At 66.0% G+C, this 14300-nt stretch carries 13 protein-coding genes; 11 read left to right on the top strand and 2 right to left on the bottom strand.

The genetic code is table 11. The annotated features are described in order from the left end of the window. Window positions 1-227 precede the first annotated feature (227 nt). Window positions 228-3404: a GH92 family glycosyl hydrolase gene (locus tag VGP60_RS12785; RefSeq protein WP_327548176.1), complete on the top strand. Its 3177-nt coding sequence runs from the start codon at window positions 228-230 to the stop codon at window positions 3402-3404. 74 nt (window positions 3405-3478) lie between these two features. On the opposite strand, the gene VGP60_RS12780 is transcribed toward VGP60_RS12785, so the two are convergent. Beyond that, window positions 3479-3931 carry a MarR family winged helix-turn-helix transcriptional regulator gene (locus tag VGP60_RS12780; protein WP_327548175.1) on the bottom strand — a complete coding sequence of 151 codons (453 nt, stop codon included), beginning with the start codon at window positions 3929-3931 and terminating at the stop codon, window positions 3479-3481. Between the two features lie 151 nt (window positions 3932-4082). Here VGP60_RS12780 and VGP60_RS12775 point away from each other — a divergent pair, with 151 nt between their 5' ends. The 3 genes from VGP60_RS12775 (at window position 4083) to VGP60_RS12765 (ending at window position 6937) form a co-directional block, all read left to right on the top strand. Continuing rightward, window positions 4083-5285, top strand: coding sequence for an MFS transporter (locus tag VGP60_RS12775; protein ID WP_327548174.1), 1203 nt, complete (start codon window positions 4083-4085; stop codon window positions 5283-5285). Further along, on the top strand, window positions 5282-6073 hold the full coding sequence (locus VGP60_RS12770; RefSeq protein ID WP_327548173.1) for an SDR family oxidoreductase: 792 nt from the start codon (window positions 5282-5284) through the stop codon (window positions 6071-6073). The genes VGP60_RS12775 and VGP60_RS12770 overlap by 4 nt, the downstream gene beginning before the upstream one ends. Window positions 6074-6145: 72 nt before the next feature. Beyond that, window positions 6146-6937 (top strand): aldo/keto reductase, encoded by a 792-nt coding sequence (locus VGP60_RS12765; RefSeq protein ID WP_414640338.1) that lies wholly within the window; start codon window positions 6146-6148, stop codon window positions 6935-6937. Window positions 6938-6954: 17 nt separating this feature from the next. Here VGP60_RS12765 and VGP60_RS12760 read toward each other — a convergent pair whose 3' ends face one another. Then, a complete protein-coding gene (locus VGP60_RS12760) occupies window positions 6955-7254 on the bottom strand; it encodes a lipase family protein (protein ID WP_327548171.1) in 300 nt (99 codons plus the stop codon). Between the two features lie 285 nt (window positions 7255-7539). Here VGP60_RS12760 and VGP60_RS41685 point away from each other — a divergent pair, with 285 nt between their 5' ends. The 7 genes from VGP60_RS41685 to VGP60_RS12730 all read left to right on the top strand — a co-directional run bounded on the left by VGP60_RS41685 (window position 7540) and on the right by VGP60_RS12730 (window position 13969). Further along, window positions 7540-7635, top strand: a complete 96-nt coding sequence (locus VGP60_RS41685) for a putative leader peptide (protein ID WP_414640336.1) — start codon at window positions 7540-7542, stop codon at window positions 7633-7635. Window positions 7636-7666: 31 nt separating this feature from the next. Continuing rightward, window positions 7667-8860 (top strand): ROK family transcriptional regulator, encoded by a 1194-nt coding sequence (locus VGP60_RS12755; RefSeq protein ID WP_327548170.1) that lies wholly within the window; start codon window positions 7667-7669, stop codon window positions 8858-8860. Window positions 8861-8996: 136 nt separating this feature from the next. Beyond that, window positions 8997-10040, top strand: coding sequence for an ABC transporter substrate-binding protein (locus VGP60_RS12750; RefSeq protein ID WP_327548169.1), 1044 nt, complete (start codon window positions 8997-8999; stop codon window positions 10038-10040). A gap of 5 nt (window positions 10041-10045) precedes the next feature. Beyond that, on the top strand, window positions 10046-10873 hold the full coding sequence (locus tag VGP60_RS12745; protein WP_414640335.1) for an ABC transporter ATP-binding protein: 828 nt from the start codon (window positions 10046-10048) through the stop codon (window positions 10871-10873). After that, entirely contained in the window at window positions 10873-11736 is an 864-nt protein-coding gene (locus tag VGP60_RS12740) for an ABC transporter permease (protein WP_327548168.1), read from the top strand. Before VGP60_RS12745 ends, VGP60_RS12740 begins: the two co-directional genes overlap by 1 nt. Then, window positions 11733-13067, top strand: coding sequence for an LLM class flavin-dependent oxidoreductase (locus tag VGP60_RS12735; RefSeq protein ID WP_327548167.1), 1335 nt, complete (start codon window positions 11733-11735; stop codon window positions 13065-13067). The genes VGP60_RS12740 and VGP60_RS12735 overlap by 4 nt, the downstream gene beginning before the upstream one ends. Next, window positions 13064-13969 (top strand): TauD/TfdA family dioxygenase, encoded by a 906-nt coding sequence (locus tag VGP60_RS12730; protein ID WP_327548166.1) that lies wholly within the window; start codon window positions 13064-13066, stop codon window positions 13967-13969. The genes VGP60_RS12735 and VGP60_RS12730 overlap by 4 nt, the downstream gene beginning before the upstream one ends. The last annotated feature ends 331 nt before the right edge of the window (window positions 13970-14300 follow it).

Raw genomic sequence — 14300 nt, 5'->3', positions numbered from 1 at the left:
ATGTCCCACGAATGGAGCAGTGGTTCGTATTCCCAGAACCCTAATTACTGGTTCCAGAAAGCGCTTGCGAAAATTTTCCGCCGCGAGTCGACAATGTCTTGCAAGACAAAATGCCTGCTGAGACAACAGTTTTAGGCCGCCCGGCTTCTTGACGTGATCGCAGTCACACTGCTATACATGGGTCGATTTAGTCCACAAGGTGAACTAAACCCGTTCGGGGAGACGAGATGCGCTCAAGCGGATACTTCCGCCGTGGTTTCCGGTCCCTCGGCACCGGAGTCGTGGTCGCGCTCGCGGCCGGGACACTGGGCGCGGCAACGGCACACGCCGACGTCGAAGCGAAGGCCGCCGTCGACTCGACAACGCTGGTGAACCCCTTTATCGGCACCGGAAGCGGCGGTGAGTTCGTCGGCTCCGTCAACACGTTCCCCGGCGCCGCGGCCCCGTTCGGGATGCTCACCTGGAGCCCGGAAACGACGTCCCGCCCAGCGGGAGGTGGCTACAACTACGACGATTCCGCGACCACCGGGTTGAGCGTCACACACCTGTCCGGTGTCGGCTGCCCGATCCAAGGCGATCTCCCGATACTCCCGGTGAGCGGGAACATCGGTGCCACACCGGGAAAGACGACCCAGCCGTTCAGCCACGCCGACGAACAGGCGAGCCCCGGAACGTATGCGACGAAGCTCGGCGGGATCACCACGAACGTCGCCACGACGACCCGCGCGGGCATCGGCGAATTCGGCTTCCCCGCCGGCGCCGAGGCCAGCCTGCTGTTCAAGGTGGGCTACTCGCAGAACGGCAACACCGACACCGCCGTTCAGATCAAGGACGGCAAGGTGACCGGGTCGATCAGCGGCGGTCACTTCTGCGCGCAGCAGAACGTTTCCACGGTCTACTTCGCCGCCACCTTCGATCGTCCGTTCAGCGCGCACGGCACCTGGAACGACGCCACGGTCAACCCCGGCAGCACGAGCGCGACCGGGCTGCAGTCCGGGGCGTACGTCAGCTTCGACACCGCACAGAGCAGCCAGGTGCGGATGAAGGTCTCGATCTCCTACGTCAGCACGGCCAACGCGCTGGCGAACCTGCAGTCGGAAATCCCGGGCTGGAACCGCCAGAAAGTCGCGGACGCGACGCGGGCGGCCTGGCGCAAGCAGCTGTCGAAAATCGAAATCGGCGGCGGGACGCACGACCAGCAGGTGCAGTTCTACACCGCGCTTTACCACTGCCTGCTGCACCCGAACGTATTCAGCGACGTCAACGGGCAGTATCCCGGATTCGACAACAAGATCCATTCCGTGGCGCCGGGCAAGGCGCAGTACGCCAATTTCTCCGGCTGGGACATATACCGCTCACTGGTACCCCTGCAGGCGATGATCGCGCCCGAAGAGACCAGCCAGATGATGCAGTCGCTGGTAACCAGCGCGCAACAGGGCGGCTGGCTGCCGAAGTGGCCGGTGGCCAACGCCTACGTCGACGTCATGAACGGCGACGCGGCCGACCCGATGATCGCGTCCGCCTACGCCTTCGGCGCTCGCAACTTCGACACCAAGGCCGCGCTGGCCGCCATGGTCAAGGGCGCGACCGTGGTCCAGACCCCGGAAACCCTCGGGCAGGGCTACTACGAGCAGCGCGCCGGGCTGGCCGACTACCTGAAACTGGGCTACGTCCCCAACGTCGGCCGCAGCTCGATCTCGGACGTCGACAACGGCGCTTCGGTGACACTCGAATACGCGCTCGCCGATTTCAGCATCGCCCAGTTCTCCCAAGCGCTCGGCCAGAAGTCGACGTCGAGCCAATTCCTGAGCCGCTCACAGAACTGGACCAAGCTGCTCAACCCCGGTTCGGGCTTCTTGCAGCCGCGCGACGCCGCCGGGAACTTCCCCGGCGGAAACCCGGTGACCACCGGCATGGAACGGTTCGGGCAGTCGGGTTTCCAGGAAGGCAACGCGGCGCAGTACCTCTGGCTGGTGCCGCAGAACGTCCGCGGCCTGTTCGACGCACTGGGCGGCAACACGAACGCGAACCGGCGGCTCGACGAGTTCTTCACGAAGAACAACGCCGGGCCCAACGACCCGCATTTCTGGGCGGGCAATGAGATCAACATGCACGTGCCGTGGTTGTACAACTACGCCGGATCCGCTTACAAGACCCAGGAAACCGTGCGGAAGACACTGACCACGGTGTACTCGAACACGCCCGGCGGTGAGCCCGGCAACGACGACCTCGGCGCGCTGAGCTCGTGGTTCGTCTGGTCGTCGATGGGCATGTACCCGACGACTTCGGGCACGGACACCCTTGCGCTGACCTCGCCGCTGTTCCCGTCGGTGAAACTGAACCTTGGCCAGGCCAAGGTGAACATCTCGGCGCCGAACGCGTCGACAAAGCAATACGTGCAAGGCCTATCGGTCAACGGCAAGTCGTCACAGCAAGCCTGGTTGCGCGGCTCGACACTGTTCGGCGACGGCAAATGCGCCCAGACCACGAACATCGACTACCGGCTTTCCAGCACTCCCAACAAGTCCTGGGGCACCGCACCACCGTCCTTCCCCGCCGTCCCCGCCCAATTCCCGCCGGGCGTAACCCCGGTCGACCTGACCAGCACTCCCGAACGCGCGATCGTCGCCGTCGGCGCGCAGACCGCCAGCACCCTGAAGTTCGCCGTCGGCGCAGGCGCACAACCGGCCAAGCCAAGCACTGTGCACTCCTTCAACTGGACCGCACAGCCACCCGCCGGAGTCACCGTGACCCCGTCTTCAGGCACAGTCCAGCTCGCCCCAGACGGAACCGGCGCAGTAGACGTCTCACTGTCCGCGGACCCGGATGTCGTACAGGGCTTCAGTTCCATCGCCCTGAACCTGACCTCGGCGTCGACCGCACTCCCCCGACTGGAATTCCCGGTGGCGTTAGTCGGCGCCGGTGACACCGCAAAAGTCTGCGCCACCCTAGGCGAACAAAACGTGTCGAACGGCCTCGCCCAATACGAAACCCCAGGCGACGGCGCGACAACACCGGTCACAGTGGACGGTCGCAACGCCAGGCAGACCGTGCAAAAGGTGCCGAACAACCTGAACATGTACTTCACCGTCGACAATGGACTCGCCTACGACGGCAACTTCGCCACGGTGTTCACCATCGACTACTACGACTCCGGCACAGACTCGTTCCAAGTCCAGTACGACGCGCACGGTGGCAGTGCCTACCAGTCCGCCGGCTCCATAGCCCGCACCGGCACCAACACCTGGAAAACCGCCGCCCTCACCGTCCCCGACGCCGGTTTCGCCGGCCGCGAAAACGAGCAAACGGACTTCCGAATCGCCTCCGGCTCCGCCGTCACCATCGCGTCAGTCCACCTCTCCATCAGCGGCCCCGGCACCCTCCCCATGGCCCTCTGCCCCTGACCCCGAAGTCGTGAGTGCGTAACAGTGTTAGAACACTGTTACGCACTCACGACCCACGCTGGGTCGGCCCCCGGTCACCCCACGGGGTAAGTAAGCGTCGACAACGCCCCAACAAGCGGAGCCAACTCCGGCAACTCCTCCGCAGCGGCCAACGCGTCAGCCAGCGCCCCGTCGTGAGAAGGCCGAGCCGTCTCCAACAGTTCCCGCCCAGCAGCCGTCACCTCGGTATAAATCCCGCGCCGATCCGTCGGGCACAAGTACCGCTGCAACAACCCGCGGTCCTCCAACCGACTCACCAACCGCGTGGTCGCCGAATGGCTCAGCACCACCGCCGTAGACAGCTGATTCATCCGCAAATGGAACCCATCCTGCCGCCCCAGCGCGTCGAGCACGCTGTACTCACTCACGGACAGTTTGTGTTCCTGCTGAAGCACGCGCTCCAGGTTGTCCTCGATCCGCGCGTGCAGAGCGGCGAGCGTGCGCCATCCCTGAGCGCGTGCCTCCACAGCGTCGTCTGCCAGTGACACGGTTCACCTCTCGCTCGGGCGCTCTCGGCTTGCGCCCTGATCTTTGCATGCTACGTTAGTCGGCGTGCGCAATAACCCGCGTGTGCAACTATTTCGGACGCTCATAGTTGCGAACGCCTGACAAAAGACTACCTCGGGAGATGACCGTTCCATGCCCGCTGCCCTGCTAGCGCTGGCCATCAGCGCCTTCGGCATCGGTACCACCGAGTTCGTGGTCATGGGCCTGCTGCCCGAGGTCGCGAACGACTTCGGCGTGTCGATCCCATCCGCGGGCCTCCTCATCTCCGGCTACGCGCTGGGTGTCGTCGTCGGCGCGCCGCTGCTGACCGCGCTGGGTTCCCGCATCCCGCGCAAGACCGTGCTGGTCAGCCTGATGGGGCTGTTCATCGCCGGGAACGTGATCTCGGCGATAGCCCCCAGCTACGGCCTGCTGATGACCGGGCGGATCGTCGCCGCGCTGTCCCACGGCGCGTTCTTCGGCGTCGGCTCGGTCGTGGCCGCCTCGCTGGTCGCACCGGCAAAACAAGCCAGCGCGATCGCGATCATGTTCACCGGCCTGACCGTGGCCAACGTCCTCGGCGTGCCGGCGGGCACCGCGCTCGGCCAGGCGCTGGGCTGGCGCTCGACGTTCTGGGCGGTGACCGTGCTCGGCGTAATCGGCCTGATCGGCATCCTGACGCTGGTGCCACGCCAGACCGTCGTCCCTGGTGGCGGCCTGCGCAGCGAACTCGCCGTGTTCCGCAACGTGCAGGTGTGGCTCGCGCTCGCGATGACCGCGCTCGGGTTCGCCGGGGTGTTCGCGTCCTTCACCTACATCGCGCCGATGATGACCGAGGTGGCCGGCTTCTCGACCGGGTCCGTCACCTGGCTGCTCGTGCTGTTCGGCGGCGGGCTGTTCGTCGGCAACCTGCTCGGCGGCAAGGCCGCGGACAAATCGCTCATGCCGAGTCTCTACGTCATCCTCTCGGCGTTGACCGTGGTGCTCCTGACGTTCGTCTTCACCGCCCACTGGCAGCTCCCCGCGGCGCTCACGATCGTGGTGTTCGGCGCCGCCGGATTCGCCACCGTCGCGCCGCTCCAAGCGCGCGTGATGCAGAAGGCCACGGGCGCTCCGGCGCTGGCGTCGGCCGCCAACATCGCCGCGTTCAACCTCGGAAACGCCGGTGGCGCGTGGCTCGGCGGCATGGCCATCGAGCACAACCTCGGCTACGCCGCCCCCAACTGGATCGGCGCTTCACTCGCCGCGTCCGGTCTCGCCGTGGCCGTCCTCTCGGGTCTGCTGGACCGCCGTAACCGGCGGAAAGCCCCGATCTCGGCGACCATGGAACCCAAGGAAGGGATCTCAGCTTCATGAACATCGACCTGACCGGCAAGACGGCTCTCGTCACCGGATCGACCTCCGGAATCGGCTACGCGATCGCCGAAGGCCTCGCGCGCGCCGGTGCCGACGTGGTCCTCAACGGCCGTGACGACCAGCGGATCGCGAACGCGGTCAAGCAGCTCGCCGAAGCCACTGGCAGCACGAAGGTCCGCGGTATCGCCGCCGACGTCGGCACCGCCGAAGGTGCGGCGAAGCTCACCTCGGAACTCCCCGACGTCGACGTGCTCGTCAACAACGCGGGTATCTTCGAGGCCGTACCGGTCTTCGAGATCGCCGATGACGAGTGGAAGCGCTACTTCGAGGTCAACGTCCTGTCCGGCATCCGGCTTGCGCGCCACTACACGCCGCGTATGGTCGGACGTGGGTGGGGCCGGGTGGTCTTCGTCAGCAGCGAATCCTCCGTGCAGATCCCGACCGAGATGGTCCACTATGGAATGACCAGGACCGCGCAGCTGTCGGTTTCCCGTGGCATGGCCCAGGAAGTCGCCGGCATGGGCGTCACGGTCAACAGCGTGCTCCCCGGCCCGACACTGACAGCGGGTGTCGAGGAGTTCATCAAGGGGCTCTACCCCGGAGTGCCGTTCTCCGAGGCCGAGCACAAGTTCATGGCCGAAGGCCGCCCGACCTCCCTGCTGGGCCGCCTGATCCGCCCGGCGGAGATCGCGAACCTCGTCACCTATGTGGCGTCGGAGCACTCGTCGGCCACCACCGGTGGCGCACTGCGCGTCGACGGCGGCGTCGCGAACAGCATCATTCCCTGATCCGGCAACAGAAGTAAGGAAACAGACAACGTGAGCACCGTTCCCAACCTCAAGCTCAACAACGGCGTCGAAATGCCGCAGCTCGGCTTCGGCGTGTTCCAGGTCCCCGACGAGGAGACCACCGCCGCGGTGTCGGCCGCCCTGCACGCCGGCTACCGCAGCATCGACACCGCCGCCCTGTACGGCAACGAAGCGGGCGTGGGCAAGGCACTCGCCGCCGGGGGCATCGAGCGCGACGAGCTGTTCGTCACCACCAAGCTGTGGAACTCCGAGCAGGGCTATGACAAGACCCTGCGGGCGTTCGACGCCAGCATGGAAAAGCTGGGCCTCGAAACGCTCGACCTGTACCTGATCCACTGGCCGACGCCGGAGCGCGATCTGTACCTCGACACCTGGAAGGCGTTCGAGAAGCTCTACGCCGACGGCCGGGTCCGCGCGATCGGCGTGTCCAACTTCCAGCCCGCGCACCTCGAGCGGATCCTGCAGACCGGTGGCACCGTCCCCGCGCTGAACCAGGTCGAGCTGAGCCCGTACCTGCAGCAGGCCGAAGTCCGCGCGTTCGACGCGAAGCACGACATCGCCACCGAGGCGTGGAGCCCGCTCGCCAAGGGCGGGGACCTGCTGAGCGAGCCCGCGATCGTCGCACTCGCCGAGAAGCACGGCCGCACCCCGGCGCAGATCGTCATCCGCTGGCACCTGCAGCTGGGCAACGTCGTGATCCCCAAGTCGGTCACCCCGACCCGGATCCGCGAAAACTTCGACGTCTTCGGCTTCGCGCTGACCGACGACGAGGTCTCCAGTCTGTCCTCTTTGGACCGGGGCGAGCGCACCGGCCCGAACCCGGACGACTTCAACGCCGCCTGATTCGACCTTCAGAATGTTCAGCGGATGGGGCGGCCAAGCAGGGCAAGCAAGTCGTTGTAGAGGCTCTCGCCGAACGTCGGCAGCGCGCCCGGCGAGAGCAACGACGACAGGACCGTCTTCTTGCCGCAGCCGGGAGCCGCGGGCTTGTCGGCCAGCCGCGCCTTCAGCCAGTTGAGCGCGTCGGCGGCACCGATGATGACCAAGGCGATGTGCTCACTGAGAATGTCCCGCTGGTACGCGACATCCCCGCCGCCGGTGCAGTACTTGTAAATGTCTCGTTGCCCGCGCCCTGACGCAGCTGGTACGAGATCGCGCATTGCGGAGCCGCGCTGTCCTCCGCGACCTGATACGACAGCAGCGGCCGCGACTTCGACGGCTTCGCGCCCCACGGCAGCAAGACCGTGGTGACCAGATTGGGTTACCCCGCCATCTGTCGACAGATGGCGACGCGCTGGGCACTGCCGCACACCGCGGAGACCGAAGCCGCTTACTTCCCGGTGAACCGGCTGACGGACGGCACCCTGCACGACTGGTGAGTCCCACATCCTGAGCGCGGGACACCGTTGCTAGGAAACCCTCTCCGGCTCTGCGAGTATCGGTGAATGGCACCCCAGGCCGCAGGCTTCACCTCTCGCCGCCACGTCGATCTCCGGCGTCAGGCGGGCGCGATGTGTCGCGTGATGCTCGTTCCCGACTGACGTTCGCCGTACTCCGCCGGAGAGGGAAACCATGCACCGCAACGGTTCCGCGGCGCGACCGGGCACAAGGCGGAGTTCGAGCGCGAGTTCCGTCCTGCGCACGCTGCTCGATCACGGTCCCGTCGCACGGAGCACGATCGCGCGACTCACCGGTCTCTCCCCCGCGTCGGTCACCGGACACAGCGCCGAACTGGCGAAGCTCGGCCTGCTCCGGGAACTGCCGGAAGTCGCGGGCCCCAAGGCGATCGGGCGCCCGCATGTGCCGGTCGACGTCGAAACCGATCGTCACCTCATCTGCGGCGTGCACATCGCGCTGCACCACGTGACGCTCGCGTTGATGGACCTGCGTGGCCGGATCGTCACGCAACGCGCGGTTCCGCACGCGGGCGCCGGCGCGGTGGAAGTATTGCAGCGAGCGGGTTTCCTCATCGACGTCCTGCTCGACGACCACGGCGGCGACCGGGAAGCGCTCGGCCTCGGTGTCGCCACCGGTGGCTGGGTGGACCAGGCCACCGGAACGATCATCGAACATCCACTGCTGGACTGGCATGACGTTCCCGCCGGCGAGGTGCTCCACGAAACGACCGGGCTCCCGGTCCGGGTGGACGCGCATTCGCGGGCGCTGGTGAACGCGGAACGCCTGTTCGGACAGTCCAGGACCAGGTCGAGTGTGCTGCAACTGTTCGTCGGCAACGTCGTCGACGCCGCGTTCGCCACCGGCGACACCGTGCACCACGGCCCGCGTTCGGCCGCAGGGGCGGTCGCCCACCTCACCGTTCCCGACAGCGTCGAGCCCTGCGCGTGCGGCCGGAACGGCTGCTTGCAGGCGACGATCTCCGAACAGACACTGGGGCGGCGTGCCGCCGAACTGGGTCTCATCGCCGAACCGTCGTTCCAGACCCTGCTGGAGCTCGCCCGGAGTGGCGATTCCGTTGCACGGCAACTGTTCCTCGACCGATCGAAGGTCGTCGGCCAGGCCGCGGCGCTGCTCATCGACGTCCTCAATCCCGAAGTCCTCGTGCTCGCCGGACAGGGATTCGATCTTCCTCGCTGTCTCTCGGCCGTGCGTGACGAGGTAAGAGACCGTTCGTCCATTTGCGAGGATCCCGCACAAACCGTTGTCACCACTAGCTTTCCCGGCACCGAGCTCGCCACCGCGGCGTGCACGGTGATGCTCGACCTGCTCTACGGCGATCCACTGAATCTCCTCGACGAAGTGGGTTAATTCAAAAACTCGCAATATTGACGGCACTGTTTCCCACTTGCAGACTTGAGCCCGAGCCTCCAGTAATCGAGCACTGTTCCGAATGGCCGCATCGGCTTTTCGGGTATTCGACGACCCTGAACCAGAAAGACGAACCGTGAAAAGAACACGTCCCGCACTCGCCGCCGCGGTCGCCCTCCTGGCGGCGGCGATGCTTTCCGCCTGCGGTGAATCAGCCACCGCCACCAGCGTTCCCGGGCAGCCCGAAAAGCTCGAACTGCGCTATCAGGGCTCGGCCAACACCGTTTCCCTGCCGGAATTGGCCGAGCATCTCGGCTACCTCGGCCCGGTCAAGCTGAAATGGGTCGGAAACACCATCAGTGGGCCCCAGGACATCCAATCCGCGGCCACCGACCAGACCGATTTCGGCGGCGCGTTCACCGGCGCGGTGGTCAAGTTGATCGAAGCGGGCGCACCGGTCAAGGCCGTCATCAACTACTACGGCTACGACGAAAAGACGTTCACCGGCTACTACGTCAAAGAGGACAGTCCTATCCGGACCGCCCGCGACCTGATCGGCAAGAAGATCGGCGTCAACACCGTGGGCGCCAACGCGGAAGCCGTGATCAACACCTATCTGCGCCAGGCCGGGCTTTCCGACGACGAGATCAAACAGGTGCAGCTCGTGGTGATCCCGCCGGTGAGCACCGAAGAAGCCATCCGCAACGGGCAGGTCGACGCCGGCGCGCTCAGCGGTGTCCTGCAGGACCACGCGCTGGCGACGGGCGGGTTGCGTTCGCTGTTCGACGACTACAAGATCCTCGGCTCCTACAACGGCGGCCCGTACGTGCTGCGCAACGACTTCATCAAGAAGTACCCGGAGACCGCGAAAATCTTCGTCGGCGCGGTGGCGAAGGCCATCGAATGGGAGCGCACCACCCCGCGCGAGCAGGTCATCGCCGAGTTCACGAAGATCGTCGATGACCGTGGCCGCAACGAAAGCACCGACACACTGAAATACTGGAAGAGTGTCGGCATCTCCACGCCGGGCGGCCTCATCAGCGATCAGGACTTCACCCGCTGGACGGACTGGCTGCACCGCACCGGCGTCATCAAGAGCGACAAGTTCGACGCGGCGAAGATCTACACCAACGAATTCAACCCCTACCGTGACGGCGCCACGCCGGTAGCGGGGCGGTGACCACAGTGTCCAACAAGACCACCAAGATCAGCATCAACGCGGTCAGCAAGGTCTTCCCCGTCCGTCCCACCAAGGACAACCCCGAAACGCGCAGCCTGCTGGCGCTCGACGACATCACGCTCGACATCGAAAGCGGCACGTTCCTATCGCTGGTCGGCCCCAGCGGATCAGGCAAGTCGACGCTGCTCGACCTGCTGGGTGGCCTGACCACACCGACGTCCGGCGAAATCCTCATCGACGGCAAGCCGATCACCGGTCCCGGCCTCGATCGCGGCGTCGTCTTCCAGCAGTACGCCCTGTTCCCGTGGCGCACCGCACGGGCGAACGTCGAATTCGGCCTCGAAGGCCAAGGCCTCGGCAAACGCCAACGAGCCGACCGAGCCCGCGAATTCCTTGACCTGGTCGGGCTTTCCGGCTTCGAGGAGCGCTATCCACACGAGTTGTCGGGCGGGATGAAGCAGCGGGTCGCCATCGCCCGCAGCCTCGCCTACGACCCGGACGTGCTGCTGATGGACGAGCCGTTCGCGGCGCTCGACGCGCAGACCCGGGAGCAACTGCAGGACGAGCTGCTCCGGATCTGGCACCGCACCGGCAAAACGATCGTCTTCATCACTCACGGCATTGACGAAGCGGTGTACCTGGGCCAGCAGGTAGCAGTGCTGACGTCCCGGCCAGGACGGCTCAAGCAGGTCGTCGGTGTCGATCTCGGCGACCGCACCGACGATCGCGACCTGCGCTCCGATCCGGTGTTCGTCCGGCACCGTCACGAGATCTGGACACTGCTCCACGACGAAGTCCTCAAGGCCAGTGAAGCAGAGAGAAGGGCCGCCTGATGACGACGACTCTCAACGCACCGCCCCTGACACCTCCACGAATTTCGTCCTTGCCATCGGAAAAGCCGCCGCGATTCGGTCGAGCAGCCCGGTTCCTCGGCCGCGTCACCCGTAGCTCCGCGGCGATTGTGCTGTTCCTGGCGGCGTGGGAACTCATCCCGCGGTACGTGCTCGACGAAGGCACGCGGACCTTCCTCCCGCCCGTTTCGGAGGACGTCGTCGCGCTGTGGGGCCTGATCGAGAACGGCCAGCTGCTCGATCACCTCCAGGCCAGTCTCGGCCGTTCGGCGGCGGGGTTCGCGATCGCGGTCACTGTCGCCGTCCCGTTAGGACTCTTGATCGCCTGGTACAAACCGCTGGCGGCGTATCTCAACCCGTTGCTGGAGCTGGCGCGCAACACTGCCGCGTTGGCGCTGCTGCCGGTTTTCACGCTGCTGCTGGGCATCGGCGAGACGTCGAAGATCTCGCTCGTCGTCTACGCCTGCGTGTGGCCGGTGCTGCTCAACACGATCGCCGGTGTCCGGACCGTGGATCCGTTACTGGTCAAGGCCGCGCGCTCGCTCGGGCTGTCCAATCCGACACTGTTCCGGAAGGTGATCCTGCCGTCGGCGGTCCCGACCATCTTCACCGGCATCCGGATGGCGGGCACCTACGCGATCCTCGTGCTCATCGCGGCGGAGATGGTGGGCGCGAAAGCCGGGCTCGGCTACCTCATCAACACCACACAGGTGAACTTCGAAATCCCGAAGATGTACGCCGGCATCATCGCCGTCTCCGTCCTCGGGCTGCTCGTCAACCAAGGTTTCGTGCTGTTCGAACGGCGTTTCTCGACCTGGCGCCAGCAAGGAGAAAGTTCGCGATGAGTTCAACAAGGCGGCAGCTGCACCTAAACGCCTTCGTGATGGAGAACGGGCATCACGAAGCCGCGTGGCGGCACCCCGAGTCGCAGCCGAGGCAGGCACGTTCGCTGGCGCACTACGTCCGCCTCGCGCAGACGGCCGAACGCGGAAAGCTCGACTCGCTGTTCCTGGCCGACGGTGTCGCGCTGTGGGGCAACGTCCGCTACAACTCGCACAACCTGTTCGAGCCGTTGACTTTGCTCTCCGCGTTGGCCGGTGCGACCGAGCACATAGGACTGATCGCGACGGCGTCGACGACCTACAACGAGCCGTACCACCTGGCCCGCAAGTTCGCCTCGCTCGACCACCTCAGCGGCGGGCGCGCCGGGTGGAACATCGTCACCTCGGCGGGTCAAGACGAAGCCCGTAACTTCAACCTCGATAAGCGGCCCGACCACGAACTGCGCTACGAACGCGCGGCCGAGTTCGTCGAGGTCGCCAAAAAGCTTTGGGACAGCTGGGAAGACGGCGCCGCACTGATCGACAAGGACAGCGGGATCTACGCCGACGACGAGCGGATCCACCGCGTCGACCACGTCGGCAAGCACTTCCAGGTCCGCGGGCCGCTGAACACCCCGCGGCCGGTCCAGGGTTACCCGTTGCTCGTGCAGGCAGGCTCATCCGAGACAGGCAAGGACTACGCGGCGCGGCACGCCGAGGCCGTCTTCACCGCACAGCAAACGTTCGCGGAGGGCAAGGCGTTCTACGACGACGTCAAAGCGCGCCTGGCGCAGTACGGACGGACGCCGGACGAGGTGAAGATCCTGCCCGGGATCAGCCCGATCATCGGGCGGACCGAAGCCGAAGCGCGGCAGCGCGAAGCCGAGCTGAACGCGTTGATCACGCCCGAATACGGCGTCAAGCAGCTGTCGAACATGCTCGACCACGACATCTCGCTGTACCCGCTCGACGGCCCGCTGCCCGAGGTCGGCACGCACACCGAAGGCGCGCAGAGCCGGTTCGACCTGGTGACCGGCCTGGCGCGGCGCGAGAACCTCACGATCCGCCAGCTGATCGAGCGCTTGGCCGGCGGTCGCGGCCACCGCGTCTTCGCCGGGACGCCGACGCAGATCGCCGACCAGCTCGAGCACTGGTTCACCGAGGGCGCGGCCGACGGCTTCAACATCATGCCGCCGACACTGCCCGGCGGTCTCGACGATTTCGTGGACCTCGTCGTCCCCGAGCTCCAGCGGCGCGGGCTGTTCCGCACCGAGTACACCGGCTCCACCCTGCGCGAGCACTACGGCCTCGCGCGTCCGGCAAATCAGCACCGAGCGAAGGAGTACGCCGCATGACCGCCATCAGCACCGAACGAGACGTCCGCAAACTCACCGGCCGGATCGGCGCCGAGATCGTCGGCGTCGACCCGTCGGCCGAGCTGGACACCGAAACCGTCACGTTCCTGACCGACGCGCTGCACGAGCACAAGGCGTTGTTCTTCCGCGAGGCCAATGTGGACGATGCCGGGCAGCAGCGGTTCGCGAGCTACTTCGGCGAGTTGACCAAGGCGCACCCGACCGTCCCCTCGCTCGACGGCGCGCCCAGCGTGCTGCCCGTCGACAGCGAGGACGGCGGCCGCGCGAACCAGTGGCACACCGACGTCACCTTCGTGCTCAACCCGCCCAAGGCGAGCACGCTGCGCAGCCTCGTCATCCCGCCCTACGGCGGCGAAACCCTGATCGCCAACTCGGCCGCGGCCTATCGCGACCTCCCCGACCCGTTGCGCACCTTCGCCGACACTCTCCGGGCTGTCCACACCAACGACCACGACTACGCCCGCGCACCGGAATCCGTGGGCGAGAAGGAAAAACAGCGTCGCGAGGTGTTCACGGCGAAGCAGTACCAGACCGTGCACCCGGTCGTGCGCGTCCACCCGGCGACCGGCGAACGCGGCCTGTTCATCGGCGGCTTCGCCCAGCGGATCGTCGGCCTGTCCTCGGGCGAGTCCCGCGACATCCTGCGCCTGCTGCAGACCTACGTCACCCGCCCCGAAAACGTCGTCCGCGTGCGCTGGGAGCCGAACCAGCTCGTCCTGTTCGACAACCGCATCACGCAGCACTACGCCGTCGACAACTACGACGATCTCCCCCGGCGTCTGCACCGCGTCACCGTCGCCGGCGACGTCCCCGTCGGCATCGACAACACCCCCTCCACGTCCCTACAAGGCGACGCCTCCCACTACACCCCCGTCGCCTAACCCGGCTTTGCACTCAAGCGCGCCCCACGCACGCTTGAGTGCAACCCACGCACCCCCAAGTGCAGTCTGTGCACGCTCGCCCGCCATCTGTCGACAGCAATGCCACTGACTTAAGCTGCCCGAGGTGTCAGCCGGATGTTCGGTGGGTCCGCGTACCTTGCTTCTCGGTGGTCGGCTCGTTTGGTGAGTGTCGCTCCGACTTGCCGTCGTTTGACGACGCGTGGGTATGCGCGTAGTCGTCGTTTTGGGTTGGGTCGCTCAGCAATTTCAGCTAGCGCTTCGGCGAAGAGTTTGTCAGCGTGTTGAGGGGGGAAAATCCGCGTCATTGGTG

The sequence above is a fragment of the Amycolatopsis sp. genome (assembly GCF_036008905.1).
Lineage (GTDB): Bacteria > Actinomycetota > Actinomycetes > Mycobacteriales > Pseudonocardiaceae > Amycolatopsis.
Note: the sequence above shows the minus strand (reverse complement) of the source record. Positions and strands in the feature narration are given on the sequence as shown.